22 protein-coding genes and 2 tRNA genes are annotated in these 23,945 nt (G+C 66.4%); 12 read left to right on the top strand and 12 right to left on the bottom strand.

Annotation, left to right across the window (positions count from 1 at the left end; genetic code table 11):
• Positions 1 to 10: 10 nt before the first annotated feature.
• Complete coding sequence (dxs, locus tag H8S47_RS08750; RefSeq protein ID WP_187503497.1) at positions 11 to 1,933, top strand: 1-deoxy-D-xylulose-5-phosphate synthase; 1,923 nt, start codon at positions 11 to 13, stop codon at positions 1,931 to 1,933.
• On the top strand, positions 1,930 to 2,097 hold the full coding sequence (locus H8S47_RS08745) for a hypothetical protein (RefSeq protein WP_187503496.1): 168 nt from the start codon (positions 1,930 to 1,932) through the stop codon (positions 2,095 to 2,097). Before dxs ends, H8S47_RS08745 begins: the two co-directional genes overlap by 4 nt.
• A 141-nt stretch (positions 2,098 to 2,238) precedes the next feature.
• Here H8S47_RS08745 and H8S47_RS08740 read toward each other — a convergent pair whose 3' ends face one another.
• Positions 2,239 to 2,910 carry an RBBP9/YdeN family alpha/beta hydrolase gene (locus H8S47_RS08740; protein ID WP_187503495.1) on the bottom strand — a complete coding sequence of 224 codons (672 nt, stop codon included), beginning with the start codon at positions 2,908 to 2,910 and terminating at the stop codon, positions 2,239 to 2,241.
• 217 nt (positions 2,911 to 3,127) lie between these two features.
• Here H8S47_RS08740 and H8S47_RS08735 point away from each other — a divergent pair, with 217 nt between their 5' ends.
• From H8S47_RS08735 to H8S47_RS08715, 5 genes are all read left to right on the top strand, one after another.
• The gene (locus tag H8S47_RS08735) at positions 3,128 to 3,916 is read left to right on the top strand and encodes a TlyA family RNA methyltransferase (protein WP_187503494.1); all 789 of its coding nucleotides are present in this window, start codon (positions 3,128 to 3,130) and stop codon (positions 3,914 to 3,916) included.
• A 252-nt stretch (positions 3,917 to 4,168) separates the two neighbouring features.
• Entirely contained in the window at positions 4,169 to 4,687 is a 519-nt protein-coding gene (locus tag H8S47_RS08730) for a TspO/MBR family protein (RefSeq protein WP_187503515.1), read from the top strand.
• A gap of 39 nt (positions 4,688 to 4,726) precedes the next feature.
• Entirely contained in the window at positions 4,727 to 5,014 is a 288-nt protein-coding gene (locus H8S47_RS08725) for an accessory factor UbiK family protein (RefSeq protein ID WP_187503493.1), read from the top strand.
• Positions 5,015 to 5,111: 97 nt separating this feature from the next.
• Complete coding sequence (locus H8S47_RS08720) at positions 5,112 to 5,618, top strand: type III secretion system chaperone family protein (RefSeq protein ID WP_398456640.1); 507 nt, start codon at positions 5,112 to 5,114, stop codon at positions 5,616 to 5,618.
• Positions 5,619 to 5,620: 2 nt separating this feature from the next.
• On the top strand, positions 5,621 to 6,439 hold the full coding sequence (locus H8S47_RS08715) for a pyrroline-5-carboxylate reductase family protein (protein WP_187503514.1): 819 nt from the start codon (positions 5,621 to 5,623) through the stop codon (positions 6,437 to 6,439).
• A gap of 13 nt (positions 6,440 to 6,452) precedes the next feature.
• Here the strand turns inward: H8S47_RS08715 and H8S47_RS08710 are convergent.
• Together H8S47_RS08710 and H8S47_RS08705 are read right to left on the bottom strand one after the other, a co-directional pair.
• Positions 6,453 to 6,527, bottom strand: a tRNA-Gln gene (locus tag H8S47_RS08710).
• 52 nt (positions 6,528 to 6,579) lie between these two features.
• Positions 6,580 to 7,689, bottom strand: a complete 1,110-nt coding sequence (locus H8S47_RS08705; RefSeq protein WP_187503491.1) for a branched-chain amino acid aminotransferase — start codon at positions 7,687 to 7,689, stop codon at positions 6,580 to 6,582.
• A gap of 41 nt (positions 7,690 to 7,730) precedes the next feature.
• On the opposite strand from H8S47_RS08705, the gene H8S47_RS08700 reads away from it, so the two are divergent.
• Complete coding sequence (locus H8S47_RS08700) at positions 7,731 to 8,237, top strand: MarR family transcriptional regulator (protein ID WP_187503490.1); 507 nt, start codon at positions 7,731 to 7,733, stop codon at positions 8,235 to 8,237.
• 131 nt (positions 8,238 to 8,368) lie between these two features.
• Positions 8,369 to 8,442: transfer RNA gene (locus tag H8S47_RS08695), tRNA-Gly, on the top strand.
• Between the two features lie 36 nt (positions 8,443 to 8,478).
• Here the strand turns inward: H8S47_RS08695 and H8S47_RS08690 are convergent.
• Positions 8,479 to 9,270: a GDSL-type esterase/lipase family protein gene (locus H8S47_RS08690; protein ID WP_214655011.1), complete on the bottom strand. Its 792-nt coding sequence runs from the start codon at positions 9,268 to 9,270 to the stop codon at positions 8,479 to 8,481.
• The gene (locus H8S47_RS08685) at positions 9,267 to 10,226 is read right to left on the bottom strand and encodes an IclR family transcriptional regulator (RefSeq protein ID WP_235982707.1); all 960 of its coding nucleotides are present in this window, start codon (positions 10,224 to 10,226) and stop codon (positions 9,267 to 9,269) included. The genes H8S47_RS08690 and H8S47_RS08685 overlap by 4 nt, the downstream gene beginning before the upstream one ends.
• Positions 10,227 to 10,347: 121 nt before the next feature.
• Here H8S47_RS08685 and lldD point away from each other — a divergent pair, with 121 nt between their 5' ends.
• Entirely contained in the window at positions 10,348 to 11,481 is a 1,134-nt protein-coding gene (gene lldD, locus H8S47_RS08680) for an FMN-dependent L-lactate dehydrogenase LldD (protein ID WP_187503489.1), read from the top strand.
• Between the two features lie 208 nt (positions 11,482 to 11,689).
• On the opposite strand, the gene fucP is transcribed toward lldD, so the two are convergent.
• The 5 genes from fucP to H8S47_RS08655 are packed head-to-tail and all read right to left on the bottom strand — an operon-like array spanning position 11,690 to position 16,615.
• A complete protein-coding gene (gene fucP / locus H8S47_RS08675) occupies positions 11,690 to 12,967 on the bottom strand; it encodes an L-fucose:H+ symporter permease (RefSeq protein WP_187503488.1) in 1,278 nt (425 codons plus the stop codon).
• Between the two features lie 28 nt (positions 12,968 to 12,995).
• Complete coding sequence (locus tag H8S47_RS08670) at positions 12,996 to 13,748, bottom strand: L-fucose dehydrogenase (RefSeq protein WP_187503487.1); 753 nt, start codon at positions 13,746 to 13,748, stop codon at positions 12,996 to 12,998.
• The gene (locus tag H8S47_RS08665; protein ID WP_187503486.1) at positions 13,745 to 15,022 is read right to left on the bottom strand and encodes an L-fuconate dehydratase; all 1,278 of its coding nucleotides are present in this window, start codon (positions 15,020 to 15,022) and stop codon (positions 13,745 to 13,747) included. The genes H8S47_RS08670 and H8S47_RS08665 overlap by 4 nt, the downstream gene beginning before the upstream one ends.
• Positions 15,019 to 15,864, bottom strand: coding sequence for a fumarylacetoacetate hydrolase family protein (locus tag H8S47_RS08660; RefSeq protein WP_187503485.1), 846 nt, complete (start codon positions 15,862 to 15,864; stop codon positions 15,019 to 15,021). The genes H8S47_RS08665 and H8S47_RS08660 overlap by 4 nt, the downstream gene beginning before the upstream one ends.
• Positions 15,865 to 15,874: 10 nt before the next feature.
• Entirely contained in the window at positions 15,875 to 16,615 is a 741-nt protein-coding gene (locus H8S47_RS08655) for an SDR family oxidoreductase (protein ID WP_187503484.1), read from the bottom strand.
• A 144-nt stretch (positions 16,616 to 16,759) separates the two neighbouring features.
• Between H8S47_RS08655 and H8S47_RS08650 the strand changes: the two genes are divergently transcribed.
• A complete protein-coding gene (locus H8S47_RS08650; protein WP_187503483.1) occupies positions 16,760 to 17,101 on the top strand; it encodes an L-rhamnose mutarotase in 342 nt (113 codons plus the stop codon).
• 63 nt (positions 17,102 to 17,164) lie between these two features.
• Here the strand turns inward: H8S47_RS08650 and H8S47_RS08645 are convergent, their stop codons facing one another.
• Positions 17,165 to 18,187, bottom strand: a complete 1,023-nt coding sequence (locus H8S47_RS08645; protein WP_187503482.1) for a N(4)-(beta-N-acetylglucosaminyl)-L-asparaginase — start codon at positions 18,185 to 18,187, stop codon at positions 17,165 to 17,167.
• Between the two features lie 204 nt (positions 18,188 to 18,391).
• Here H8S47_RS08645 and H8S47_RS08640 point away from each other — a divergent pair, with 204 nt between their 5' ends.
• Positions 18,392 to 21,466 carry a TonB-dependent receptor domain-containing protein gene (locus tag H8S47_RS08640; RefSeq protein ID WP_187503481.1) on the top strand — a complete coding sequence of 1,025 codons (3,075 nt, stop codon included), beginning with the start codon at positions 18,392 to 18,394 and terminating at the stop codon, positions 21,464 to 21,466.
• Between the two features lie 75 nt (positions 21,467 to 21,541).
• Here the strand turns inward: H8S47_RS08640 and H8S47_RS08635 are convergent, their stop codons facing one another.
• Complete coding sequence (locus tag H8S47_RS08635) at positions 21,542 to 23,836, bottom strand: ATP-dependent helicase (protein ID WP_187503511.1); 2,295 nt, start codon at positions 23,834 to 23,836, stop codon at positions 21,542 to 21,544.
• Between the last annotated feature and the right edge of the window lie 109 nt (positions 23,837 to 23,945).

Raw genomic sequence — 23,945 nt, 5'->3', positions numbered from 1 at the left:
AGCCTGCATGATGGCCGATCTTCCCTCGACACCGCTGCTCGATACCGTTTCGACGCCCGACGACCTCCGCAAGCTGAGGCCCGATCAGCTCCGACAACTCGCCGACGAGCTGCGTACCGAGACGATCTCCGCGGTCGGCACCACCGGCGGCCATCTCGGATCGGGTCTCGGCGTGGTCGAGCTGACCACCGCGATCCACTACGTCTTCGACACACCGCGCGACCGCCTCGTGTGGGACGTCGGCCACCAATGCTATCCGCACAAGATCCTCACCGGGCGCCGCGATCGCATCCGCACGCTCCGCCAGGGTGGCGGGCTCAGCGGTTTCACCAAGCGCAGTGAGAGCGAATACGACCCGTTCGGCGCGGCGCATTCGTCGACGTCGATCTCGGCGGCGCTGGGCTTCGCAATCGCCAACAAGATCGCGGGTACGCCGGGCAAGGGCATCGCCGTGATCGGCGACGGCGCGATGTCCGCGGGCATGGCGTACGAGGCGATGAACAACGCCGAGCAGGCCGGCAACCGTCTGGTCGTGATCCTCAACGACAACGACATGTCGATCGCGCCGCCCGTCGGTGGCCTCTCGGCGTATTTGTCGCGGATCGTATCGAGTCGCGAATTCCTCGGCATCCGCGAACTCGCGAAGAAGCTTGCGCGTCGCCTGCCGCGTCCGTTCCACAACGCCGCGCGGAAGACCGACGAGTTCGCCCGCGGCATGACGATGGGCGGCACGCTGTTCGAGGAACTCGGCTTCTATTATGTCGGCCCGATCGACGGTCATAATCTCGATCACCTGATCCCGGTGCTCGAGAATGTGCGCGATGCGGAGGAGGGCCCGATCCTCGTCCATGTCGTCACCAAGAAGGGCAAGGGCTACGCGCCCGCCGAGGCCGCCGCAGACAAATATCACGGCGTGCAGAAGTTCGATGTGATCTCGGGCGTGCAGACCAAGGCACCCCCGGGCCCGCCGCAATACCAGAACGTGTTCGGCGCGCAGCTCGTCGCCGAGGCCGCGAAGGACCCGCGTATCTGCGCGATCACCGCGGCGATGCCGTCGGGCACCGGGCTCGACGCGTTCGCCAAGGCGTATCCCGACCGGTTCTTCGACGTCGGTATCGCCGAACAGCACGGCGTCACCTTTGCCGCTGGCCTTGCGGCCCAGGGGATGCGCCCGTTCTGCGCGATCTACTCGACGTTCCTCCAGCGCGCCTATGATCAGGTCGTGCACGACGTCGCGATCCAGAACCTGCCGGTCCGCTTCGCGATCGACCGCGCCGGGCTGGTCGGTGCGGACGGCGCGACTCATGCCGGGTCGTTCGACGTCACCTACCTCGCGACGCTGCCGAACTTTGTCGTGATGGCGGCGGCGGACGAGGCCGAGCTGGTCCACATGACGCACACCGCGGCACAGTACGACACCGGCCCGATCGCGGTCCGCTATCCGCGCGGCAACGGCACCGGCGTCGCGCTGCCCGAGATCCCGCAACTGCTGGAGATCGGCAAGGGCCGCGTCGTGCGCGAGGGCAAGACCGTCGCGATCCTGTCGCTCGGCACACGTCTCGAGGAGGCGCTCAAGGCCGCTGAAACCCTCGAAGCCAAGGGGCTGTCGACCACGGTCGCCGATCTGCGCTTCGCCAAGCCGCTCGACGTCGACCTGATCCGCAAGCTGCTGACCACGCACGAGGTCGCGGTGACGATCGAGGAGAATTCGGTCGGCGGCTTCGGCGCGCACGTGCTGACGATGGCATCGGACGAGGGGCTGATCGACGGCGGACTCAAGCTGCGCACGCTGCGCCTGCCGGATGTGTACCAGGACCAGGACAAGCCTGAGATCCAGTATGCCGAAGCTGGCCTCGACGCCACTGCGCTGGTCGACACGGTGCTCAAGGCGCTTCGCCACAATTCGGGCGGGGTCGCCGAAGCGCGGGCATGACCGGGCCGACCAAGGCCATCGCGATCATCGCGCTCGCGGTGATCGTGATGGTGTCGCTGAATATCGCGATGTGGCGACGGATGCGGGGTGGCTTGGCGGCGGCGAAAGCAGAGCAAGCGGCTAATCCCGATCTGTTCGATAAGGACGGTTCTCGAATTCAGTGAATCGCTCCCCCGCACGCCACCCCGGCGGAGGCCGGGGCCCAGTTGGTGAGGTCGCAGTAACGAGGGACCGCGCTCCGTTACCAACGCTTCCCAACTGGGCCCCGGCCTTCGCCGGGGTGGTGGCTCATTAAGTAGGCGGCGTTACCCACCTAGATAATGCGCCTGCGCGGCATCCGTCGCACTCACCGCCAGGATCGAGCGCGCCGTGCTCGGCGGCAAAGCCTGTCCCCGGCCATCGCCACTCGCCGCGATCACCCGCTCCAGCAGGTACTGCCCCTCGCGCCACCAGCCGATCCCGCTCGCGGCGTTCAGATGCCCCTGCGGTCCGGCGTCGACGAAGTGGCTGCCCCAGTCCGCCGCCATGCTGTGCGCGCGTTCGGGCGTGACCCAGGGGTCGTCGCTGCTCGCCACCACGATCGACGGGAAGGGGAGCGGCTTCCGCGGCGTCGGCGAGAAACCTTTCAACTCCGCCTGCGCGCCGCCGCGATCGACATCCGCCGGCGCCACCAGAAGCGCGCCGGCGACCGGCCAGCCATAAGGTTGCGGGCTGAGTTCGGCCCACCATGCCACCGCAAGGCAGCCAAGGCTGTGCGCGGCGAGAATCACCGGTGCGTCCGCGCGACGGATCGCCTCGTCGAGCCGCGTCACCCAGGCGTTGCGGTGCGGCGTGTTCCACATGCCGAGTTCGACGCGGACCGTGTCGGGCCGTGCGTCTTCCCACAGGGTCTGCCAATGCGAGGGGCCGGAACCGCCGAGACCCGGCACGGTCAGGATGGTCGGCTGGACGGATTCATACGGTGCGAAACTACCCACAGCGCTTCTCCTTCTCCAAATTCCCGGTTTCCGGGCCCTCTGGATAGAGGGTGGAAAGCATGGGTGAACGGCGCTCTAGGGGACGCCGGTCACGCCACGCTCTCCGATATCAAAGCTAATCCTACTTAATTGATGGGCAATGAGATTGCGGCGAAAGGAAGGCAGCTTGCGGTAGCCGGACGGGGCGGCGATAGGCGGGCATGGCAAGGATGCGCGCATGGTAAAAATACGGGCGGACCAGATGCTGGTCGACAGGGGCCTCGTCGAGTCGCGGACGCGTGCGCAGGCGCTGATCATGGCGGGCCTGGTGTTCGCGGGCACGAAGAAAGTCGATAAGCCCGGCCAGACGCTCCCCGACGACGTCGTGCTCGACGTTCGGGGGCGCGATCACCCCTGGGTCTCGCGCGGCGGGATCAAGCTGGCGCATGGCCTGACGCATTTCGGCTGGGACGTGGTCGGCGCGATCGCGATCGACGTCGGCTCGTCGACCGGCGGCTTCACCGACGTGTTGCTGAAGAATGGCGCGACCAAGGTGTACGCAGTCGACAGCGGCACCAACCAGCTTGCATGGTCGCTTCGCCAGGACGAGCGCGTCATCGTTCACGAACAGACCAGCGCGCGCATCCTCACGCCCGCGCACATCCCCGAACCCGTCGACCTGATCGTGTGCGATGCGAGCTTCATCGGCTTGGCCAAGGTGCTCGAACGGCCGATGTCCTTCGCCAAGGCCGACGCGCGGTTGATGGCGCTGGTGAAGCCGCAGTTCGAGGCGGGCCGCGAGGAAGTGGGGAAGGGCGGCGTCGTCCGCGATCCCGCCATCCACCAGCGCGTCTGCGACGAGGTCGCGGCGTGGCTGACCGGGCAGGGCTGGCACGTCGAGGGCGTGGTCGAAAGCCCGATCACCGGCCCCGAGGGTAACGTTGAGTTCCTGATCGCTGCTAGGCTTGGGGATGAAAGGCCTGCATCGGAAGCGTCGAAGTGTCCTCAAGCCCTCCCGTCATCCTGACGAAAGTCAGGACCCAGAGTACAGAGCGCAGCCTTCTTGACCCTGGGTCCTGACTTTCGTCAGGATGACGGATGTGGGCGGTGGGTGTGCTTCAAAACCGCGGCCAGCGCCGCCACCGTGCCGGAATGAACCACTAGCGGAACGATTTCCCCGCACGCACGGTTTACGGATCGCCAAACGCGCGGCAGGACGTTCCCGCGTAGAGACGGAAGGACGTGTGTGGGCGGTATCGCTTCGAAGGGCCAGTTGAGGATGTCGTTCCTCCGCTGGGCGGTCGTGACCGTGCCCCTGATCCTGCTGCTCGGCTTCCTCTCCGGACGATCGGTCAGCGTCGGCAGCGAGAATGCGTGGTACATGGCGCTCGCTAAGCCCGCGCTGAACCCGCCGGGCTGGGTGTTCCCCGTCGTCTGGACGACTCTCTACATTCTGATCGGGCTCGCGCTGGCGATGATCCTCAACGCACGCGGCGCGCGGCTGCGCGGGCTCGCGGTCGCGCTGTTCGTCGGGCAGTTCGTGCTCAACCTCGCCTGGACGCCCGTCTTCTTCGGCGCGCATAGGATCGGTGCGTCGGTATTGGTGATCGTCGCGATGCTGGTGCTGTCGATCGCGGCGACCTTCGTATTCGCGCGGATCCGGCCCGCCGCGGCGTGGCTGATGGTGCCGTATATGGTGTGGATCAGCTTTGCCGGCGTGCTCGCCTTCAGCATCGGGCAGCTGAACCCGAATGCCGAAAGCCTTGCACCGACGGCCCATACGTCCCAAATGCTGTGACGCAGCAGTATATGCAACAGTCTCTGGGGTTTTGAAGCAATGCAGTCCGAAAACCGCGTGTTCGACGATATCGTCAAGGTCTTGAACGGTGCGGCCGGTACGCTTGCGGGCGTCGGTCGCGAAGCCGGTTCGGGCGCGCGGGAACGGGCGCGCGAATGGCTCGGCGGGCTCGATTTCGTCAGTCGCGAAGAGTTCGACGCGGTCAAGGCCATGGCCGCCGCCGCGCGCGACGAGAACGACGTGTTGAAAGCCCGTCTCGATGCGCTCGAGGCCAAGTTCGCGGCCCAGTCGACGGTAACTGCGCCACTCGGGGCGTCGGTCGACTGACTTTTCCACAGTTTTCCGCACAAACGGGTTCGATGGGGTTGCCGTGGCGTTTTTGCCTCGGCACCCTTTGTCGTGCGATAAGGACCGCCAGGACCTAATGATGCTCGACCAAGTAGACCGCGACCACGAAGACGCTGCTCCGATCGACATGCTCGAAAGCTATTACGCTGCGCATGGCTGGGAGCATGAGCGCCACGAGGACGAGATCGTCGCGACCGTGAAGGGCAGCTGGGCGACGTACGAACTGCGTGCGCTGTGGCGCGAAGACGATAGCGTGCTGCAATTCCTCGCTTTTCCCGACATCAAGGTGCCTGACGAGCGCCGCCAGGCGGTGTACGAGACGATCGGGCTGGTCAACGAACAGCTCTGGATCGGCCATTTCGAGCTCTGGTCGTCGAGCGGCATCTTGCTGTTCCGGCATGCCGCGATGGTCGACGGGGGCGACGACGGCACGATGTCGCTCGATGCGGCCGAATTGCTGGTCGAATCGGCGATCGAGGAATGCGAGCGCTTCTATCCCGTGTTCCAGTTCGTGCTGTGGGGCGGCAAGACCCCCAAGGACGCGCTCGCTGCGGCGTTGATCGAAACGCACGGCGAGGCTTGAGCATGGGGTTTCCGGTCAAGGGATTTCCGGCGGGCCCGCTATGGTTGATCGGCTGTGGCAACATGGGTGGCGCGATGCTGCGACGCTGGATCGCCGCCGGACTCGATCCGGCGAGCGTGACGGTGATCACGCGCAGCGGGAAGGGTGCCCCCGATGGTGTCCGCTCGCTGACCGCGCTGCCTGATGAAGACGCGCCTGCCACGCTGATGCTGGCGCTCAAGCCGCAACAGATCGACGCGGCGCAGGCGATGCTCGCGCCGATGAAGGGCGCTCCGAAGCTGTTGCTGTCGATCCTTGCGGGTGTCGATCACGCCGCGCTTGCCGGGCGGTTCGAGGCCGACGCGATCGTCCGGGCGATGCCTAACCTCCCGGTCGCGATCGGCAAGGGCGTGACGTCGCTCTACACGCCCGGCGCGTCGGCCGAGGCGACCACCGCGGCGGAAGCGTTCGCAGGCCCGCTCGGCCATTACGAGTGGATCGCCGACGAAGCGCATTTCGATGCGGTGACCGCGCTGGCGGGCTGCGGCCCCGGCTTCGTGTTCCGCTTCGCCGATGCGCTGGCCAAGGCTGGCGCGGCGCTAGGGCTTCCGGCGGACCAGGCCGCCCGCCTCGCGATCGCCACGCTGGAGGGCTCGGCGATCATGGCGGCCGATGCGGACGTCTCGCCCGCTATACTGGCCGACCGCGTCGCCAGCCCCGGCGGTTCGACCCGCGAAGGCATGAACGTCCTCGACCGCGACGACGCGCTGGTCGCCTTGCTCACCGAAACGCTGGCCGCATCCGAGCGCCGCAACGCCGAAATGGCCGCTGCGGCCCGCTAGATCGAATAAGGATTGGCTGGGGCGGCAGGGTTCGAACCTGCGCATGGCGGCATCAAAAGCCGCTGCCTTACCACTTGGCGACGCCCCAACAGAGGCGGCCTTATAGCGGGGCCGCGCCGCGTGAAAAGCCCTTCCGCGCCTCAATCGGCGAGATGGTGCAGCCAGTTGTTGGCGTCGGGGGCGGTGCCGCGCTGGATCGACACGAGCGCGTCGCGCATCCGCATCGTCAGCGCGCCTGGACCACCGCTACCGATCGTGAAGCGTCCCTCGGGGCTCGCCACCGTGCCGATAGGCGTCACCACCGCCGCGGTGCCGCATGCGAACGCCTCGACCAGTCGTCCGCTTGCCGCATCGGCGCGCCACTGGTCGATCGTATAGCCCTCTTCGCGCACCTCGATGCCCTGCGCGCGTGCGAGCGTCAGGATTGAGTCCCTCGTGATGCCGGGCAGGATCGTGCCGGTCAGCGCCGGCGTCGCCATGCTGCCGTCGTCGAACACGAAGAAGATGTTCATGCCGCCCAGTTCCTCGACCCAGCGGCGCTCGGCCGCGTCGAGGAAGACCACCTGGTCGCAGCCGTTGCGGATCGCCTCGGACTGCGCGAGCAGGCTGGCCGCATAGTTGCCGCCGCACTTGGCGGCGCCGGTGCCGCCCTGCGCGGCGCGGGTGTATTGCTGGCTGACCCAGATCGACACGGTCGGGGCGCCGCCCTTGAAATACGCGCCGACCGACGAGGCGAGCACCATGTAGAGATATTCCGACGACGGCTTCACGCCGAGAAACACTTCGGACGCGAACATGAACGGGCGCAGGTACAGCGCACCGCCGTCGCTGTCGGGGATCCAGTCGGCGTCGGTCTTCACCAGCCGCTCGACCGATTCGATGAACAGGTCCTCGGGGAGTTCGGGCATCGCCAGGCGCCGCGCCGAATCCTGGAAGCGGCGCGCGTTGGCCTCGGGACGGAACAGCGCGGTGCCGCCATCGGCGAGTCGATACGCCTTCATCCCCTCGAAGATCTCCTGCGCATAATGCAGGACGGACGACGCCGGATCGATCGTCAGCGGCGCGCGGGCGGTGATCCGCGCGTCGTGCCAGCCCTTGGCGTCGCTGTAGCGGATCATCGCCATGTGATCGGTGAAGACGCGCCCGAATCCGGGATCGATCAGTCGCTTTGCCCGCTCGTTCGCCTCGACCGGCGTCGCGTTCGGTTCGTGCCGAAAGGCGGAAGGCGAGGTAAAAGCTGGAGCGGACATCGAAAATCTCTCTCGTGGCGGGTTGCCGACGACTACGGGCGATGTCTAAACCGGTCAACATGCCTGCCACAGCGTCTTCTGCTTCACCCCTGTTCCTTCGGGAACCCGAACTCCGCCGCGGCATGGAGCTGCTGTACTTCGGCTATAGCCACCTGACCCGATCGATCGACCAGGGGCTTGCCGAGGAGGGGCTGGGGCGGGCGCACCACCGCGCGCTGTATTTCATCGCGCGAAAGCCCGACATGACGGTGAGCGAACTCCTGTCGCTGCTGGCGATCACCAAGCAGTCGCTCGGTCGTGTGTTGAACGAGCTGGCGGACCGCAAGCTGGTCGAAACCCGGCCGGGCGAGCGCGATCGTCGTCAGCGGCTGCTGCGGTTGACCGCGGAGGGTTCGAAGATGGAGCGCGAGCTGTTCGAGGCGGCACGGATCCAGATGGCCGCGGCGTATGCGAGCGCGGGGCAGAGCGCGGTATCGGGCTTCTGGGCTGTGCTGGAGGGACTGGTGCCCGAGAGCGAGCGGTCGCAGGTGATCGCGCTGCGCGGCTAGCTGGTCTGGCCGGTCAGCCGGTCTGGCCGGCGGGACGATTTTGCGTTGACGTCGCCGCAAGGACTGTGGCACTCGGCCGACCATCGAGGGCCGGTGCACGAACCGGACCGACCGGCGTCGAATCGCCGTTCGCGGGTGTAGCTCAATGGTAGAGCTTTTGCTTCCCAAGCAAGTGACGAGGGTTCGATTCCCTTCACCCGCTCCATTTCACGATCGCTGAAATTACGGCCGACTGAGCCGTTTACCGTGCTCGCTCGCCGAGCAGGTTCGCCAGCGTCGGCTCGATCGCCTCGGCCATCATCCGCTGGCCATGGGTGTCGGGATGCAGCGGCTTGCCGTGCTGCGGCAGGCGCGGATCGTAGAACAGCGTAACGTCGAGCGTGCCGTCCGGGCGGCGGAAGATCGCGCTGATATCGCGGTAGGCGACGCGGGGATCGGCCGCATAATGGTCGGCCAGATAGGCGTTCACCGCTGCATCCGTCGCCGATTTGGCGGCTGTGATCGCACTCGGTAGCAGCCCGAGCAGCAGGATCTTCGTGGTTGGCAGGCGGCGCTTGAGATCGTCCACGACCGCGTCGATACCCGCCTGGGTCTGCGTCACGGTTCGCCCGGCCCCTGCGGTGTCGTTGGTACCGATCAGCACGATCGCGACCTTCGGACGAAGCCCCTCGACCTCGCCGTGCTGGAGCCGCCAGAGGACGTTGGCAGTGGTATCGCCGCTGAACCCGAGGTTTAGCGCGCGGCGGGGCGCATAATATCTCGCCCATATCGGCGCGAAATTCTCGTCCGGCGTCGTCGCCTTGTCGTAGTTGTTGGTGATCGAATCACCGATCAGGACGACGGCGGGGTCGGGATGCTCAGCGATCGTGGCGAGGATCGCGCGGTGACGATCGGCCCACCATCGCTCGTTCAGGCGGTCCGTCGGCGGTGGCGCGAGAGCCGGCGTATCGTGCACCGGCCGGGCGAAAGCTGGCACGGACGCGGTGACCAGTAACGCGGGCAGCAGCCAGAGCGGGGATCGGCGCGGGATCACGCCAGATCCTCCCCCGTCGATGGTTGTGCCGCCCGCTTGCGCTTGCCGGGGGCGGCGACCGAGAGGCTGGGGTTGAGCGGCATCGCTTGCGGATCGGACCAGCCTAGTGCCTGCGAGATGGCGGTGGCGGTCCGTTTCAGTGCGATCAGCGCTTCGTCGGCGGAGATGTGCGGGGTCTCGTCGATCACCTCGAGGAACGGGATCGTCAGCGCGGCGACGACATGCCCGTCATAACCGAAGATCGGGCAGCTCATGTCGGAAACGCCCGCCATCCGGTTGCTCTTGCTCCATTCGTGGCCGCGGTCGCGGATCGCGGCGAGATGCGGGGCGAGGCTCGCTCGGGTCGCGGCGTCGGTCGTCTCGTCGAGGATCGCGGTTCGCACGTCCTCGCCCATGAACGCGAGCAGGACATGGCCCGAGCAGTTTGTCGCAAGCGCGATGCTGGTGCCCAGCCGGACGGCGAAACCGGTCGGGCCCGGGCTTTCCTGTCGCAGCACGATCAGGCCGCTCGCGCCGTTGCGCACGACGAGGTGGCAGGACTGCATCGCGGTCGCCGCCAAGGCGTGCATGAGCGGCGCTGCGACATGCGTCAGTTCCTGCGCCGGGGTCGCGCGGTGGGCGGTTTCGAGCAGCTTGTAGGTCACGCGGTAGCGGTCGCTCGCGGGATCCTTGTGCAGCCACCCGCGCCGATCGAGCACGACGATCACGCGGAACAGCTCGCTGATCGATCGCGACAGGCGGGTCGCGATGTCGCTGACCGTGAGCCCGCCCGGCTCGCGCGCGAGCAGCTCGATGATGTCGATCGCCTTTTCCAGCGCGGGCGCGGAATAGACGCGGGGGCCTGCGCTATCCGTGTCCGGGGCGGTATCCGGCTTGGGCGATGGCGGCGGTGGCGACTGCGGGGGAGGGGGCATGGCGGGGCGATCGTGGTTGCGGACGCGAACCTTATGCCGCAAGCGCGGCGGGTCGATACAGCAATCTTTCATATCTGAAAGTTGCTCGCCGTGGTGGTGGCTTGCTAGGGCACGCCCGTACGCCGCGGTTTCCGGATCGATGCGCATGAATGGGAGACGCCGCATGACGATCGCCTCGACGCTCGATTTCCGCGAGGCTGCGCGCAAACGCCTGCCGCGGTTCCTGTTCGACTATGCCGATGGCGGTTCCTATGCGGAGGCGACGCTGGCGCGCAACGTGAGCGACCTGTCGGGGATCGCGCTGCGCCAGCGGGTGTTGCGCGACGTGTCCGATCTCGATCTGTCGACGACGTTGTTCGGCCAGCATCAGGCGTTGCCGGTCGGGCTCGGGCCGGTCGGGATCGCGGGCATGTATCATCGTCGCGGCGAGACTCAGGCGGCGCGCGCCGCGCATGCCGCCGGCGTGCCGTTCTGTCTGTCGACCGTGTCGCTGTGCTCGCTCGGCGAGGTCGTGAAGGCGGCGCCGACCGGGCCGACCTGGTTCCAGCTCTATGTCATTCGCGACCGGGCGTTCATGCGCGACCTGCTGGCGACGGCCAAGGCGGAAGGCGCGAAGGCACTGGTGTTCACGGTCGACATGCCGGTGCCGGGCGCGCGCTACCGCGACCAGCACTCGGGGATGTCGGGGCCGCGCGCACCGCTGCGGCGGATGTTGCAGGCGATGGGGCGGCCCGGATGGTCGTGGGACGTTGGCTTGCACGGGCGGCCGCACCAGCTCGGCAATCTGGAGCCGGTACTCGGCAAGGCGAGCGGGCTGAACGACTATATGGGTTGGCTCGGCACCAACTTCGATCCATCGATCGCTTGGAAGGATCTGGAGTGGATCCGCGAAGGCTGGGACGGTCCGCTGATCATCAAGGGTATCCTCGATCCCGACGACGCGCGCGAGGCGGCGGCGATCGGTGCGGATGGGATCGTCGTGTCGAACCATGGCGGACGACAGCTCGACGGCGTGCTGTCGAGCGCGGCGGCGCTGCCGGCGATCGCGGACGCGGTGAAGGGGCAGCTTACGGTGCTGGCGGACTCGGGCGTGCGGTCGGGGTTGGACGTGGTGCGGATGCTGGCACTGGGGGCCGACGGCGTGCTGCTCGGCCGGGCGTGGCTGTACGCGCTGGCGGCGCGGGGCGAGGCGGGGGTGGCGCAGTTGCTGACGCTGATCGAGCGCGAGATGCGGGTGGCGATGGCGCTGACAGGGGTTAGGTCGATTGCGGAGATCGACCGGGGTATTCTGGTTTGAGGGTAGGCCTCCCAAAGCCCACTTTCTGCAAACGCACGCCGCCCAAGTTAACCACCCCGGCGGAGGCCGGGGCCCAGTTGGAAAGGTCGTCATAACGTAGGACGGTCCCTAGTTTACCTCCGTCCCCCAACTGGGCCCCGGCCTTCGCCGGGGTGGTGGTTAGTAGCGAGGTCCTGCGAACTGTCCTCGGCGTGTCGTGTTTGGTTTCTCAGTGGATCGTCGGCTGGATCGCCTGACCCGAAACCGTCCGCCCGGTCTTCACCGCGAACGCCAGCACCACCAGGAAACACACCGCCGGCACCAGCATCGCGGTGTCGATTCCGGCGAGGTCGGAGATATGCCCCATCAACCCGGTCAGCACAGCGCCGCCGATGATCGCCATGATGATCAGCGACGCCCCCGCGCGACGGAGCGGGCCCAGCCCGTCTATGCCGAGCGCGAAGATGGTCGGGAACTGGATCGACATGAACAGGCTCGCGAGCACCAGCGCGTACAGCCCGACCTGCCCGCCGACGAGGCCGGCGACGCCAGCCAGCACAGCACTCACCACCGCGAAGATCGCGAGCAGGCGAGGGGGGGCGATCCGGCCCATCAGCGCGGTGCCCACGAACCGGCCGATCCCGAACAGCACGAGGCTGGCGAACAGGTAATCCGCGGCATCGTGCTCGGCCATGCCGGGGACGTTCGCCTGCGCGTAACGGATCGTGTAGCTCCACATCCCGACCTGCGCGCCGACGTAGAAGAACTGCGTGATCGTCGCGAAGATCAGCCGCGGATGGCGAAACACGTCGACGAACCGCGACGGCGTGCCGACGGTTTCTTCCGCGCGGTGTTCGGGAAAGCGGATCACTGCGGCGGCGACCGCGAACAGCAGCACGACCAGCCCGATCACCAGATACGGCGTCTGCACCGCGACGACTTCGCTGCGATAGAACGCCTCGCGCGCTGCCGGGGGCATCGCCGCGACCGTGCTGTCGTCGTGGACGATCTCCGACAGGATGAAATACTTGCCGATCAGCACGCCGAAGACGGTGCCGACCGGGTTTGCCGCCTGCGCCCAGTTCAGCCGCTTGGCCGCAGTCTTGGGGTCGCCCAGCTCGGTCATCAGCGGGTTGGCCGACGTCTCGAGGAACGCCAGACCGCACGCGATCACGAACAGCGCCGCGAGGAAATACAGATATTCGCCGTAATGCGCGGCCGGATAGAAGAGCAGCGCACCCGCCGCATACAACACCAGCCCGGTGACGATCGCGGTCTTGTAGCCCTTCGCCCGCGTCACCAGCGCGGCCGGCACCGCGAGCAGGAAATAGCCCATGTAGAACGCCTGCTGCACGAAGCTGGTCTGGAAATCGGTGAGCGTGAACGCCTTCTTGAACTGCGCGATCAGGATGTCGTTGAGGTTGTTCGCCATCCCCCAGAGGAAGAACAGCGCGACCGTCAGCACGATCGCCGGCAAATATTTCCTGTCGGCGGTCGTTCCGCTCATGATCCACTCCTGATTATGTTTTTGTTCGTCAGTCTATCGCGCGGTCGAGATGGGTGTAGCCGCCATCGACGTAGAGCCATTGCCCGGTCGTGTGGCTCGCCCGGTCGGAGAGTAGGAAGACCACCGTGTCGGCGATCTCGCGCGCCTCGGTCATGCGGTGGCCGAGCGGAATGCGCGCGACGATGCCGTCGAGCTTTTCCGCCGGGTTGTCGAAGCTGTCGATCCAGCGCTGGTAGAGCGGCGTCATCACCTCGGCGGGGATCACCGCGTTGACGCGGATGCCGTCGCCACGCAGCGCCACCGCCCATTCGCGGGTCAGCGCGAGTTGCGCACCCTTGGCGGCGGCATAGGCGCTGGTATCGCCTTGCCCGGTCACCGCGGTCTTCGACGAGATGTTGACGATCGCGCCGCGGCTTTTGCGGAGATGCGGCACCGCGTGATGCGCCATCGCGAAATAATGGACGAGGTTCTGGTCGAGCGACGCCCGGAACTGCGCGGGCGTCTTGTCGAGGCCGATATTGTCGTTGGCGCCGGCATTGTTCACCAGCCCGTCGATCCGGCCATAGCGCGCGACCGCCGCCTCGACCGCCGCCGCGCACGCATCGTCGTCGGACAATTCGGTCGCGACGAACAGGTGCTCGGCCGTGAAATCCTCGGGCGCGCTCCGCGATACGATCACCGGGATCGCGCCTTCCTCGGCCAGCCCGCGGGCGATGGCGAGGCCGATACCGGCCCCGCCACCCGTGACGATCACGACCTTGCCGTCGAGCCCGAGCTTCATCCGGCGAACCGATAGTCGACCAGCGACTGCGGCTTCATCTCGATCGAATACCCCGGCAGCGTCGGCGGCATGTACGCAGCGTCGCGGATCACGCAGGGGTCGACGAAATGCTCGTGTAGATGGTCGACATACTCGATCACGCGTCCCTCCTTGGTCCCGGAGAAGCAGAGATAGTCGATCATCGACAGATGCTGGACATATTCGCACAGGCCCACGCCGCCCGCATGCGGACACACCGGCAGGTCGTACCTGGCCGCGAGCAGCAGCACCGCGAGCACCTCGTTGACGCCGCCGAGACGGCAGCTGTCGATCTGCACGACGTCGATCGCGCCCGCCGCCATGAACTGTTTGAACATGATCCGGTTCTGGCACATCTCGCCGGTCGCGACCTTCACCTCGCCGATCGCATCGCGGATCGCCTGGTGGCCGAGGATATCGTCGGGGCTGGTCGGCTCCTCGATGAACCACGGCTTTGCGAAGGCGAGCGCGTTGACCCACTCGATCGCCTGCGGAACGTCCCACACCTGGTTAGCGTCGATCATCAGTTTCCGGTCGGGACCGAGCACCTCGCGCGCGATCGTCAGGCGACGAATATCATCCTCCAGATCCCGACCGACCTTCAGCTTGATATAGTCGAACCCGGCATCGACCGCTTCCTGGGCCAGCCGCCGCAGCTTGTCGTCGGGATAGCCGAGCCACCCCGCCGACGTGGTGTAGCAGGGGAAGCCGGTCGCCTCGAGATCGGCGATCCGCTCGGCCTTGCCCGCAGCGCGGTTCGTCAGCAGCGTGAGAGCGTCTTCCGGCGTTATCGCGTCGGTCAGGTACCGGAAGTCGATCGTACGGACCAATTCCTCCGGGCTCATGTCCGCGACGAGACGCCAGACGGGCTTGCCGACCGCCTTCGCCCACAGGTCCCAGATCGCATTGACCACCGCGCCGGTCGCAAGGTGGATCGCGCCCTTGTCGGGGCCGATCCAGCGCAACTGGCTGTCGCCGGTCAGATGTCGCCACATCCGTCCCGGATTCTCGATGATCCAGTCGAGGTCGAGCCCGATAACGAGATGCCGCATCGCCTCGATCGCCGCGACGCAGATGTCGTTGCCGCGACCGATCGTGAAGGTCAGGCCGTGGCCTTCGAGCCCGTCCGTATCGGTGTCGAGCACGACATAGGCGGCCGAGTAATCCGGATCGGGGTTCATCGCATCGGAGCCGTCGAGCCCTGCGCTGGTCGGAAAGCGAAGGTCGACCGTCCTGAGGCCGGTGATTTGCGTCATGCGGCGGCGACCATCGTCTGGGCCTGCTCGCCGAGGCCCTCGATACCGAGCCGCACGGTCTGGCCTGCGCGCAGATACACCGGCGGCTTCTGGCCCAGGCCGACGCCCTTGGGCGTACCCGTCGAGATGATGTCGCCCGCCTCCAGCGTGCAGAAGTCGCTGAGGTACGAAACGATCGTCGCGACGTCGAAGATCATGTTGGCAGTCGTGCCGTCCTGATAGCGATGGCCGTCGACTTCGAGCCACAGGCCCAGCTTCTGGGGATCGCCGACCTCGTCCGCGGTGACGAGCCAGGGACCGATCGGCCCGAACGTGTCACAGCCCTTGCCCTTGTCCCACGTACCGCCACGTTCTAGCTGGAACGCTCGCTCGGATACGTCGTGGACGACGCAATAGCCGGCGACGTGCGACAGCGCGTCGGCCTTGGCGATGTTGCGGCCGGGCGTACCGATGACGACGCCGAGTTCGACCTCCCAGTCGGTCTTTTCCGAGCCGCGCGGGATCTCGACATCGTCGTTCGGGCCCTGGATCGCGCTGGTCCACTTACCGAACACGACCGGCTCGGCGGGGAGGGCCATGTTGCTCTCGGCGGCGTGGTCCGAATAGTTCAGGCCGATGCAGATGAACTTGCCGGTGCGCGTGACGCACGGCCCGATCCGCGGCGCACCGTCGACCTTGGGCAAGGTCGTCACGTCGAGCGCGGCGATTTTCGCAAGGCCTTCAGGAGACAGCAAGTCGCCGGCGATGTCGCCTAGGTCTGCGGGCAGCGCGCGGATCGCGCCGTCCTGATCGAGGATACCGGGCTTTTCCTGGCCGCGCGGGCCGTAACGCAATAATTTCATCGGATGATCCTTAGTTGACCCAACCGCCGTCGATCACGTGGACCGCGCCGGTGGTGAAGCTCGATTCGTCGCTGGCAAGGTACAGGAACAGCGCGGCGATCTCCTCGGCGCGGCCCAGCCGGCCCATCGGCTGGCGCGCGACGAACGCGGCGTCGGCCTCGCTCACCGAAATGCCTTGAGTCCCTGCCTGCGAGACGATGCGTTCGCGCAGGGACGGGGTCTCGATCGTGCCTGGGCACACGCAGTTGCAGCGAATCCCAAGGCCGACGAAATCGGCGGCGATCGCCTTGGTCAGCCCGACCACGGCCGCCTTCGATGCGCCGTACGCGTGGCGATTGGGGATGCCCTTCACGCTCGAGGCGATGCTGCTCATGTTGACGATCGCGCCGGCGCCCTTGTCGAGCATGCCGGGCAGGAACGCACGCGTCATGCGGTGCATCGCGTGGACGTTCAGGTTGAACGACAGGTCCCAGTCCGCATCGCTGCCTTGCAGGATGTCGCCCGCCGCGACGAAGCCGGCGATGTTGGCGAGGATATCGATCGGGCCGGTCGTCGCGGGCAGCGCGGCGATGGCGGCGGGATCGAGCAGGTCGACGACGATATGCTCGACGCCTTCGACCGCCTTCAGCGCGGCGCCGTCGCGATCGAGCGCGAACACCCGTGCGCCCTCGTCGCGAAAGCGTTCGGCGGTGGCGCGGCCGATGCCCTGCGCCGCAGCGGTCACCACCGCGGTCTTGCCCGACAGTCTCATTCCATCTCCTGCGCGTCGTTATGCGTTGGATCGGTTTTATTAGTCAAAGTAGCTTTTGTGAAGAGCCGCGATATGTTGAGGCGGTAGCCGGGTCCCGCGACGCGGCCAGATGAGGCTCCAGATGAGGCTGAGGATAAAGCGAACATGGCATATCGGATCGTAAGTGCGCTCGACCTCGTCGACGACGCGGCCCTGATCGCCGCCTATCGTGCGCGGCACGCGGTCGGCGCGGTCTGGCCCGAGATCGTTCGCGACATTCGCGATCGGGGGTATCGCGACATGGAGATCTGGCAGGTCGCCGACCGGCTCGTGATGATCGCGGAGGTCGAGGATGATTTTCCCCGCGAAGCGGATCCTGCGGTCCAGTCCAAGGTCGCCGAGTGGGAATTGGAGATGGACCGCTACCAGCGGCCCATCGATCCGGCCGGCCCGAAATGGGTGGCCATGGAGCGGATCTTCTCGCTCCGGGACCAGCCGAGCGACTAGGCTCGACCGGTCCTGTTCGGGTTGGATTGGTATTGTTTGGTCGGCGTCGTCGTTACGATCGCGTCACGCCTTGAACAAGGATGCCGCCTTCAGCACCGTCGTCCGGCCCGCCGCATCGGTCACGGCATAGGTAAAGCCGGGCAGCAGGCAGAACGCGCCGACATTGCCCTTGGGATCGAGCGCGAGGAAGCCGACCTGGACGCCGCGGATCGCGTCGCCGCGCAGCTTGGCGATATGGCGGACCACCTCTTCGCACGCCTGCTGCGCAGTGGCACCGCCGCGCATCGAGGCGACCACCCGCGCCGACCCCGCGACCCGGGTGACCTCTTCGCCGAGCCCGGTCGAGGTCGCGCCGCCGACGCCGGCCTCGACATACAGGCCCGAGCCGACCTGCGGTGAATCGCCGACCCGCCCGCGCATCTTGAACGCCATGCCCGACGTCGTGCAGGCTCCCGCCATCCGCCCGTCGGCCGTCCGTGCGAGCAGCCCGATCGTGTCGTGATCCAGCGCACCGCCCGGCGTTCGGGCCGGCGTCAGTCCGCGCACTTCGCTGTTCGCCTCGGGCTGATATTTGGCGGTTTTGAGCCATTCCCTCCATGCCTTTTCCGACTCCGGCGTCAGCAGCGACTGTTGCGGGAAGCCCTGATCGCGCGCGAACCGCGTCGCGCCTTCGCCGACCAGGAACGTGTGCGGCGTCCGCTCCATCACCCGCCGCGCGACCGAGATCGCGTGCATCGTGTCCTCCAGGGCCGCGACGGCGCCGACGCCACCCGCATCGTCCATGATGACGGCATCGAGCGTCACGTGCCCGTCGCGATCGGGATAGCCCGAATAGCCGACGCTGTGATTGGTCGGGTCCGCTTCCGGTACCATCGCGCCAGCCTCGACCGCATCGATCAGCGATCCACCCGCGGCGAGTCGTGCGAATGCCGCGGCATTGGCGGCGGCGCCGAAATCCCAGGTCGACAGGATGACCGCCCCGGATCGGCCACCGGTGGCCGCGGTGGCAGTCCTCGAAAAGGGCGCAGCCAGAGAAAAAGTCCCGATCGTTCCGAGGCTTGCGAGCAGTGAACGGCGTGAAGTCATTGGTATTGGCCCCCATTTCACGTGATATCCCGACGGTATCGCGATGTGGCGTGGTCCGCCAGAGGCGTCACGCATTTGCAACATCTCGTCGTAAATGTTCCATAAAGGTATGGTATAGGTATTGACGGCATAAATTATATGATCAAGCATTTAGCCCACACGCCGGGCAAGCGACGTCGCGCAATCCGGGACAAGGGGTAGGGTATGAACTTCAGTCATTCGGTATCGAAGATAGCGCTAACCGGTTCGCTGATGCTGTGGGCATTGCCCGGTGCGGCGCAGGAGATGACGCCCGATCCCGTCACGCCGGCCCAGGCTGCTGCGCCGACCCCCGCCGACGCCAAGGTCCAGGCCGATGCGACCACCGCCACGACCGCGGTCGGGCCGACGGACAGCGGGGCGAACGATTCGATCGTCGTCACCGGATCGCGCATCCAGCGGCCCAACACGACGTCGGCCGCGCCGATCACCTCTGTCACCGCGCAGGACATCCGCGCGCAGGCCGCGGTGAACGTCGAGGACGTGCTGAATCGCCTTCCGCAGGTCGCGCCTGACAGCCAGCAGACCTATAACGACTCCGACGGTCGTCAGCGTATCAAGCTGCGCAGCCTCGGGTTCGAGCGCACTTTGGTGCTGATCGATGGCAAGCGCCTCGGCACGCAGAACGGCCAGGACGTCGGCATCATCCCGCCGTCGCTGCTCGAGCGGGTCGACGTGCTGACCGGCGGCGCCTCGTCGGTCTATGGCTCGGACGCGGTCGCGGGCGTCGTCAACTTCGTCCTGAAGAAGGACTTCGAAGGCCTTCAGATCGACGGCAACTATAATTTCTACAACCACAACAACAAGGACACGGTCGCGTCGCCGCTGGCGCGCGCGGCCGGGTTCAGCAGCCCGCGGGGCCTGACCAACGACGGCGGCCGGGCGGACATCACGGTGACCGCCGGCAAGAAGCTGTTCGACGGCGCGCTGCGCATCAACGGCTTCGTCAACTACAAGCACACCGATCCGGTGTTGCTGTCTGAGCGCTCGAACTCGGGCTGCTATCTGACGCAGACGAGCCTGAACGCGCCGCTGTCGTGCGGCCTGACCCCGAGCAGCTCGACGAGCGGCCTGATCACGCCGCAGACCGGCGCGAACGCCAACGCGCAGTATGTCAACAACCCCAATGGCACGCGCGAATTCGTGCCGTTCGGTCCGGGTGCCGGCAACGCGTCGAACTATTTCAGCAACTATGCCTATCAGCGTCCGTCCGAGCGCGTGAACGCCGGCGGCTTCGTCAGCCTGGACATCGCGCCGGACGCCGAGCTGTATGCGTCGGGCATCTGGTTCCGCGACAAGTCGTACAACAACTATCCGGCGATCGCGGGCGGCACCGTGAACGTCAACTGCAACAACCCGTTCCTGTCGGGATCGCAGGCGACCGCCATCTGCGGCGCCGCTGCCGGTACCGCCGCCACCGCGCCGATCGACCTGCGCTATCGTCTCGGCGAAGGCAACGATCAACCCGACACGTACCTGAACACCGGCGTCCGCCTGACCGGCGGCGTCCGTGGCAAGGTCGGCGATGCGTGGACCTATGACCTCGGCGGCGTCTATGCACGCAACCATCAGGATTACACGCCGAGCTTCGTCAACGCGACCAACCTGCAGAACTCGATCACCGTCGGCGGCACGCGTACGTCGCCGACCTGCGCGACCACCACCGACGCCGCCTGCGTTCCGTTCGATGCGTTCAGCGCGGGCAACACCAACACCGCACTGATCGACTATCTGTACGACCAGGGCACCTCGACCACGACCGGCACGCTGTACGACGTGCAGGCGAACGTGACCGGCGATCTCGGCAAATACGGCGTCACGTCGCCATTCGCCGAACAGGGCGTCGCGATCGCGCTGGGCACGGAATATCGCAAGGATACGCTGAAATCGACCGCCGACAGCGTGTATCGCGCAGGGCTGGGCGGCACCGATACCTATCTGAAGCAGGACGTCTGGGAAGCCAATATCGAGGTGCAGGCGCCGCTCGTCGAGCATAAGCGCTTCGTCGACCTGTTGCAGGTGAACGGCGGCTACCGCGTGTCGAAGTACAGCAGCAACCCGAGCACCTTCAACACCTGGAAGATCGAGGGCATCTACGCGCCGGTCAGCGACCTGACGTTCCGCGCGTCGTTCAACAAGGCGCAGCGCGCACCGACCGTGGTCGAGATTCGCCAGGCGACCAACGTCGAATTCGCCCGCGGCGGTTCGGGCACGATCAACGATTTCTGCGCCCCGACCGTCACCACCAACGCGAACGGCGGCGTCAGCTATGGCGCACCGATCGCCTCGCGTGACGTCTGCCGTGCGACCGGCCTGTCCGACGCGCTGTACGGGAGCCCGACGCTGATCTGCCCGGGCGATGCTTCGACCGGAGCGACCGGGTGCACGGTGCGCTCGGGTGGCTTCACCGCCGATCCGGAAACCGCCTACACGCAGACCTATGGCCTGATCGTGAAGCCGCGGTTCGTGCGCGGGCTGGTCTTCTCGGTCGATCGCTACAAGATCAAGATCGACGACTCGCTCGGCTATAACGACTACAGCTATTACACCGATGGCTGTCAGCGTTCGAACGGCGACGCGTTCTTCTGCCAGGGCATCGTCCGCAATCCCGGTACCGGCACGCTGTATTCGCCGGCATCCAGCAACCCGACCACCGGGTTCATCCGCCAGGGCACGACCAACTTCTACAAGTCGATCGCGCGCGGCTATGATTTCCAGGCGCAGTACACGATGGATCTGGCCAGCATCGGGAAGGTCGACTGGAGCTTCAACGGGTCGCTGACGACGTTCGCGGGTGGTCAGGATTCGCCGGTTCAGCCGCAGCGCAACTGCGCGGGCTATTACGGCAATGGTTGCGGCCAGCTGATCCCGAAATGGTCGCATGGCCTGCGTGCGACCTATACGACGGTCGACAAGGGCTTCAGCGCGTCGTTCAACTGGCGCTATGTCGGTTCGCTGACCAACGCGGACAATTCGGGTGATCCGGCGATCGGCGGCACGCCCGAGCGCGAGCGGACGAGCTACTACCACGTCTCGCCGCAGAGCTATTTCGATCTCGCGCTCAACTTCGCGATCGCCAAGCAGTTCTCGCTGCGCCTGATCGCGAACAATCTGTTCGACAAGACCCCGCCGATCGTTCCGGACTCGTACAACGTCGCGCTCGCGCGGACCAACACGATCCCGCAGCGCTACGACTCGCTCGGCCGGAACCTCGCGATCGGCACGACGATCAGGTTCTAAGGGTTTCCCTTCTCTCCCCCCGACTGGGGCCCGCCAGCGATGGCGGGCCTTTTTTTGTCGAGCGAGCAGGGACGTCTACGGGTTGATCGTGACGAAGCTGTCCATCACGCGCTTGCGACCGGACGTCTCGAAGTCGATCTCCAGCTTGTTGCCTTCGATCTCGGCGATCGCGCCGTAGCCGAACTTCTGGTGGAACACGCGCATGCCGAGCGACAGGTCGTCGCGACCCTTGTTGCCGAGACTGATCGCGCTGGACCGGCTCTCGACGACGCGGGCGGGTTTGGCGTTGAAGGTGCTGCCGGTACCGGCGGCGCTTCCCGACGCGCGCTGCCAGCCAGGACCGCGGCCGGTGCCGCGCGCGACGTCGGCGAAGGGATCGGCGCTGTCGGACCAGTTGGCTTGCCAGAGGCTCGCGCCGCCCGACATCGTCGTTTCCGTGTCGATGTGCTCGGCGGGGAGCTCGGCGACGAAGCGCGACGGGATCGACGAATTCCACTGGCCGTAGATGCGGCGGTTGGCGGCGTGGATGATCACCGCCAAACGCCGCGCGCGCGTGATCGCGACATAAGCGAGGCGGCGTTCCTCCTCGAGGCTCTTAACCCCGCCTTCGTCGAGCGAGCGTTGCGAGGGGAACAGGCCTTCTTCCCAGCCGACCAGGAATACCGTGTCGTATTCGAGGCCCTTGGCCGCGTGGATCGTCATGATCGTGACCTGCGGATCCTGCGCGCCGCCCTCGTTGTCCATCACCAGCGACACGTGTTCGAGGAACGCGCCGAGCGAGTCGTATTCCTCCATCGCGCGGACGAGTTCGCTGAGGTTCTCCAGGCGGCCGGTCGCCTCGACCGACTTCTCGGCCTGGTACATCGCGGTGTAGCCACTCTCGTCGAGCAATTGCCGCGCGAGTTCGGCGTGCGGGAGGCTGGTCGCCATGTCGCGCCAGCGGGCGATGTCGCCGACCAAGCGTCCGAGCGACTTCTTCGCAGCACCCGTCAGTTCGTCGGTGTCGAGGATACGCGCGGCGGCGGTGGTCAGCGGGGTCCCGGTGGCGCGGGCGAGCTGATGGATGCGGGCGACTGCCTTGTCGCCGAGGCCGCGCTTGGGGACGTTGACGATGCGTTCGAAGGCGAGGTCGTCCGCCGGCTGGTTGACCACGCGCAGATACGCCAGCGCGTCGCGGATCTCGGCGCGTTCGTAGAAGCGGAAGCCGCCGACGATCTTGTACGGCATGCCGATCGCGATGAAGCGGTCCTCGAACTCGCGCGTCTGGTGCTGCGCGCGGACCAGGATCGCGACTTCGTCCAAGGATTTGCCCGTGCGGCGGACGATGTCGATCTCCTCGCCGACGCGGCGCGCTTCCTCGGGGCCATCCCAGACGCCGATGACCTTGACCTTCTCGCCAACGTCGCGCTCGGTCCACAGCTGTTTCCCCAGCCGTCCGCCGTTGTTGGCGATCACGCCCGACGCGGCGCCGAGGATATGCGGCGTACTCCGGTAATTCTGTTCGAGGCGGATGACCTTCGCGCCCGGAAAGTCGCGTTCGAACTTCAGGATGTTCTCGACCTGCGCGCCGCGCCACGAATAGATCGACTGGTCGTCGTCGCCGACGCAGGCGATGTTCTTGCGCTCCTGCGCGAGCAGTCGCAGCCAGAGATATTGCGACGAATTGGTGTCCTGATACTCGTCGACCATGATGTATTTGAAGCGCTGCTGATACTGCGCCAGCACGTCGCGGTGCGTCTTCAGGATGACGAGCATATGGAGTAGCAGGTCGCCGAAATCGCACGCGTTGAGCGCGATCAGGCGCGCCTGATATTGCTGGTACAGCTCACCGCCGCGGCCATTGGCGTAACGCTCGGACTCGCCGGCATCGATATCGGCGGGGACGAGGCCCTTGTTCTTCCACTGGTCGATCAGCCCTGCGAGGCTCCGCGTCGGGAAGCGCTTTTCGTCGATGTCTGCGGCGAGGATCAGCTGCTTCAACAACCGCAACTGGTCGTCGGTATCGAGGATCGTGAAATTGGATTGCAGCCCGACCAGCTCGGCATGACGCCGCAGCATCTTGGCGGCGATCGCGTGGAACGTACCGAGCCACGGCATCCCCTCGACCGCGTCGCCGACCAGCCGACCCACCCGCTCGCGCATCTCGCGTGCGGCCTTGTTGGTGAACGTGACGCTCAGGATCTCCGAAGGCCACGCCTTCCTGGTGAAGATCAGGTGCGCGAGGCGGGCGGTCAGCGCCGCGGTCTTGCCGGTGCCGGCGCCGGCGATGATCAGGACCGGGCCGTCGGTGGTCAGCACGGCCTCGCGCTGCGGCGGGTTGAGACCGCGGAGATAGGGAGGCTCGGCTTGCGGCGCGGACGTTTGGGCGATCTGGTTCACCGGTGAACAGGTAGGGAACGGCGGCCGATCGGGCAAGCACTTGGTCTTGTCGGCGCGAGGGCATGCGGTAGGGTGGCGGCGCGTGCCAGGGAGTTGCCGG

It is taken from the genome of Sphingomonas albertensis, from assembly GCF_014358075.1.
Taxonomy (GTDB): domain Bacteria; phylum Pseudomonadota; class Alphaproteobacteria; order Sphingomonadales; family Sphingomonadaceae; genus Sphingomonas; species Sphingomonas albertensis.
Note: the sequence above shows the minus strand (reverse complement) of the source record. Positions and strands in the feature narration are given on the sequence as shown.

Coding starts and splice junctions, on each gene's coding strand:
- H8S47_RS08655 (WP_187503484.1), bottom strand. CDS start 16,615: ATGAGACTGTCGGGCAAGACCGCGGTGGTGACCGCTGCGGCGCAGGGC.
- H8S47_RS08730 (WP_187503515.1), top strand. CDS start 4,169: ATGTCGTTCCTCCGCTGGGCGGTCGTGACCGTGCCCCTGATCCTGCTG.
- H8S47_RS08745 (WP_187503496.1), top strand. CDS start 1,930: ATGACCGGGCCGACCAAGGCCATCGCGATCATCGCGCTCGCGGTGATC.
- H8S47_RS08670 (WP_187503487.1), bottom strand. CDS start 13,748: ATGAAGCTCGGGCTCGACGGCAAGGTCGTGATCGTCACGGGTGGCGGG.
- H8S47_RS08720 (WP_398456640.1), top strand. CDS start 5,112: ATGATGCTCGACCAAGTAGACCGCGACCACGAAGACGCTGCTCCGATC.
- H8S47_RS08660 (WP_187503485.1), bottom strand. CDS start 15,864: ATGAAATTATTGCGTTACGGCCCGCGCGGCCAGGAAAAGCCCGGTATC.
- H8S47_RS08735 (WP_187503494.1), top strand. CDS start 3,128: ATGGTAAAAATACGGGCGGACCAGATGCTGGTCGACAGGGGCCTCGTC.
- lldD (WP_187503489.1), top strand. CDS start 10,348: ATGACGATCGCCTCGACGCTCGATTTCCGCGAGGCTGCGCGCAAACGC.
- H8S47_RS08715 (WP_187503514.1), top strand. CDS start 5,621: ATGGGGTTTCCGGTCAAGGGATTTCCGGCGGGCCCGCTATGGTTGATC.
- H8S47_RS08650 (WP_187503483.1), top strand. CDS start 16,760: ATGGCATATCGGATCGTAAGTGCGCTCGACCTCGTCGACGACGCGGCC.
- H8S47_RS08645 (WP_187503482.1), bottom strand. CDS start 18,187: ATGACTTCACGCCGTTCACTGCTCGCAAGCCTCGGAACGATCGGGACT.
- H8S47_RS08700 (WP_187503490.1), top strand. CDS start 7,731: ATGTCTAAACCGGTCAACATGCCTGCCACAGCGTCTTCTGCTTCACCC.
- H8S47_RS08665 (WP_187503486.1), bottom strand. CDS start 15,022: ATGACGCAAATCACCGGCCTCAGGACGGTCGACCTTCGCTTTCCGACC.
- H8S47_RS08705 (WP_187503491.1), bottom strand. CDS start 7,689: ATGTCCGCTCCAGCTTTTACCTCGCCTTCCGCCTTTCGGCACGAACCG.
- H8S47_RS08725 (WP_187503493.1), top strand. CDS start 4,727: ATGCAGTCCGAAAACCGCGTGTTCGACGATATCGTCAAGGTCTTGAAC.
- dxs (WP_187503497.1), top strand. CDS start 11: ATGGCCGATCTTCCCTCGACACCGCTGCTCGATACCGTTTCGACGCCC.
- H8S47_RS08640 (WP_187503481.1), top strand. CDS start 18,392: ATGAACTTCAGTCATTCGGTATCGAAGATAGCGCTAACCGGTTCGCTG.
- fucP (WP_187503488.1), bottom strand. CDS start 12,967: ATGAGCGGAACGACCGCCGACAGGAAATATTTGCCGGCGATCGTGCTG.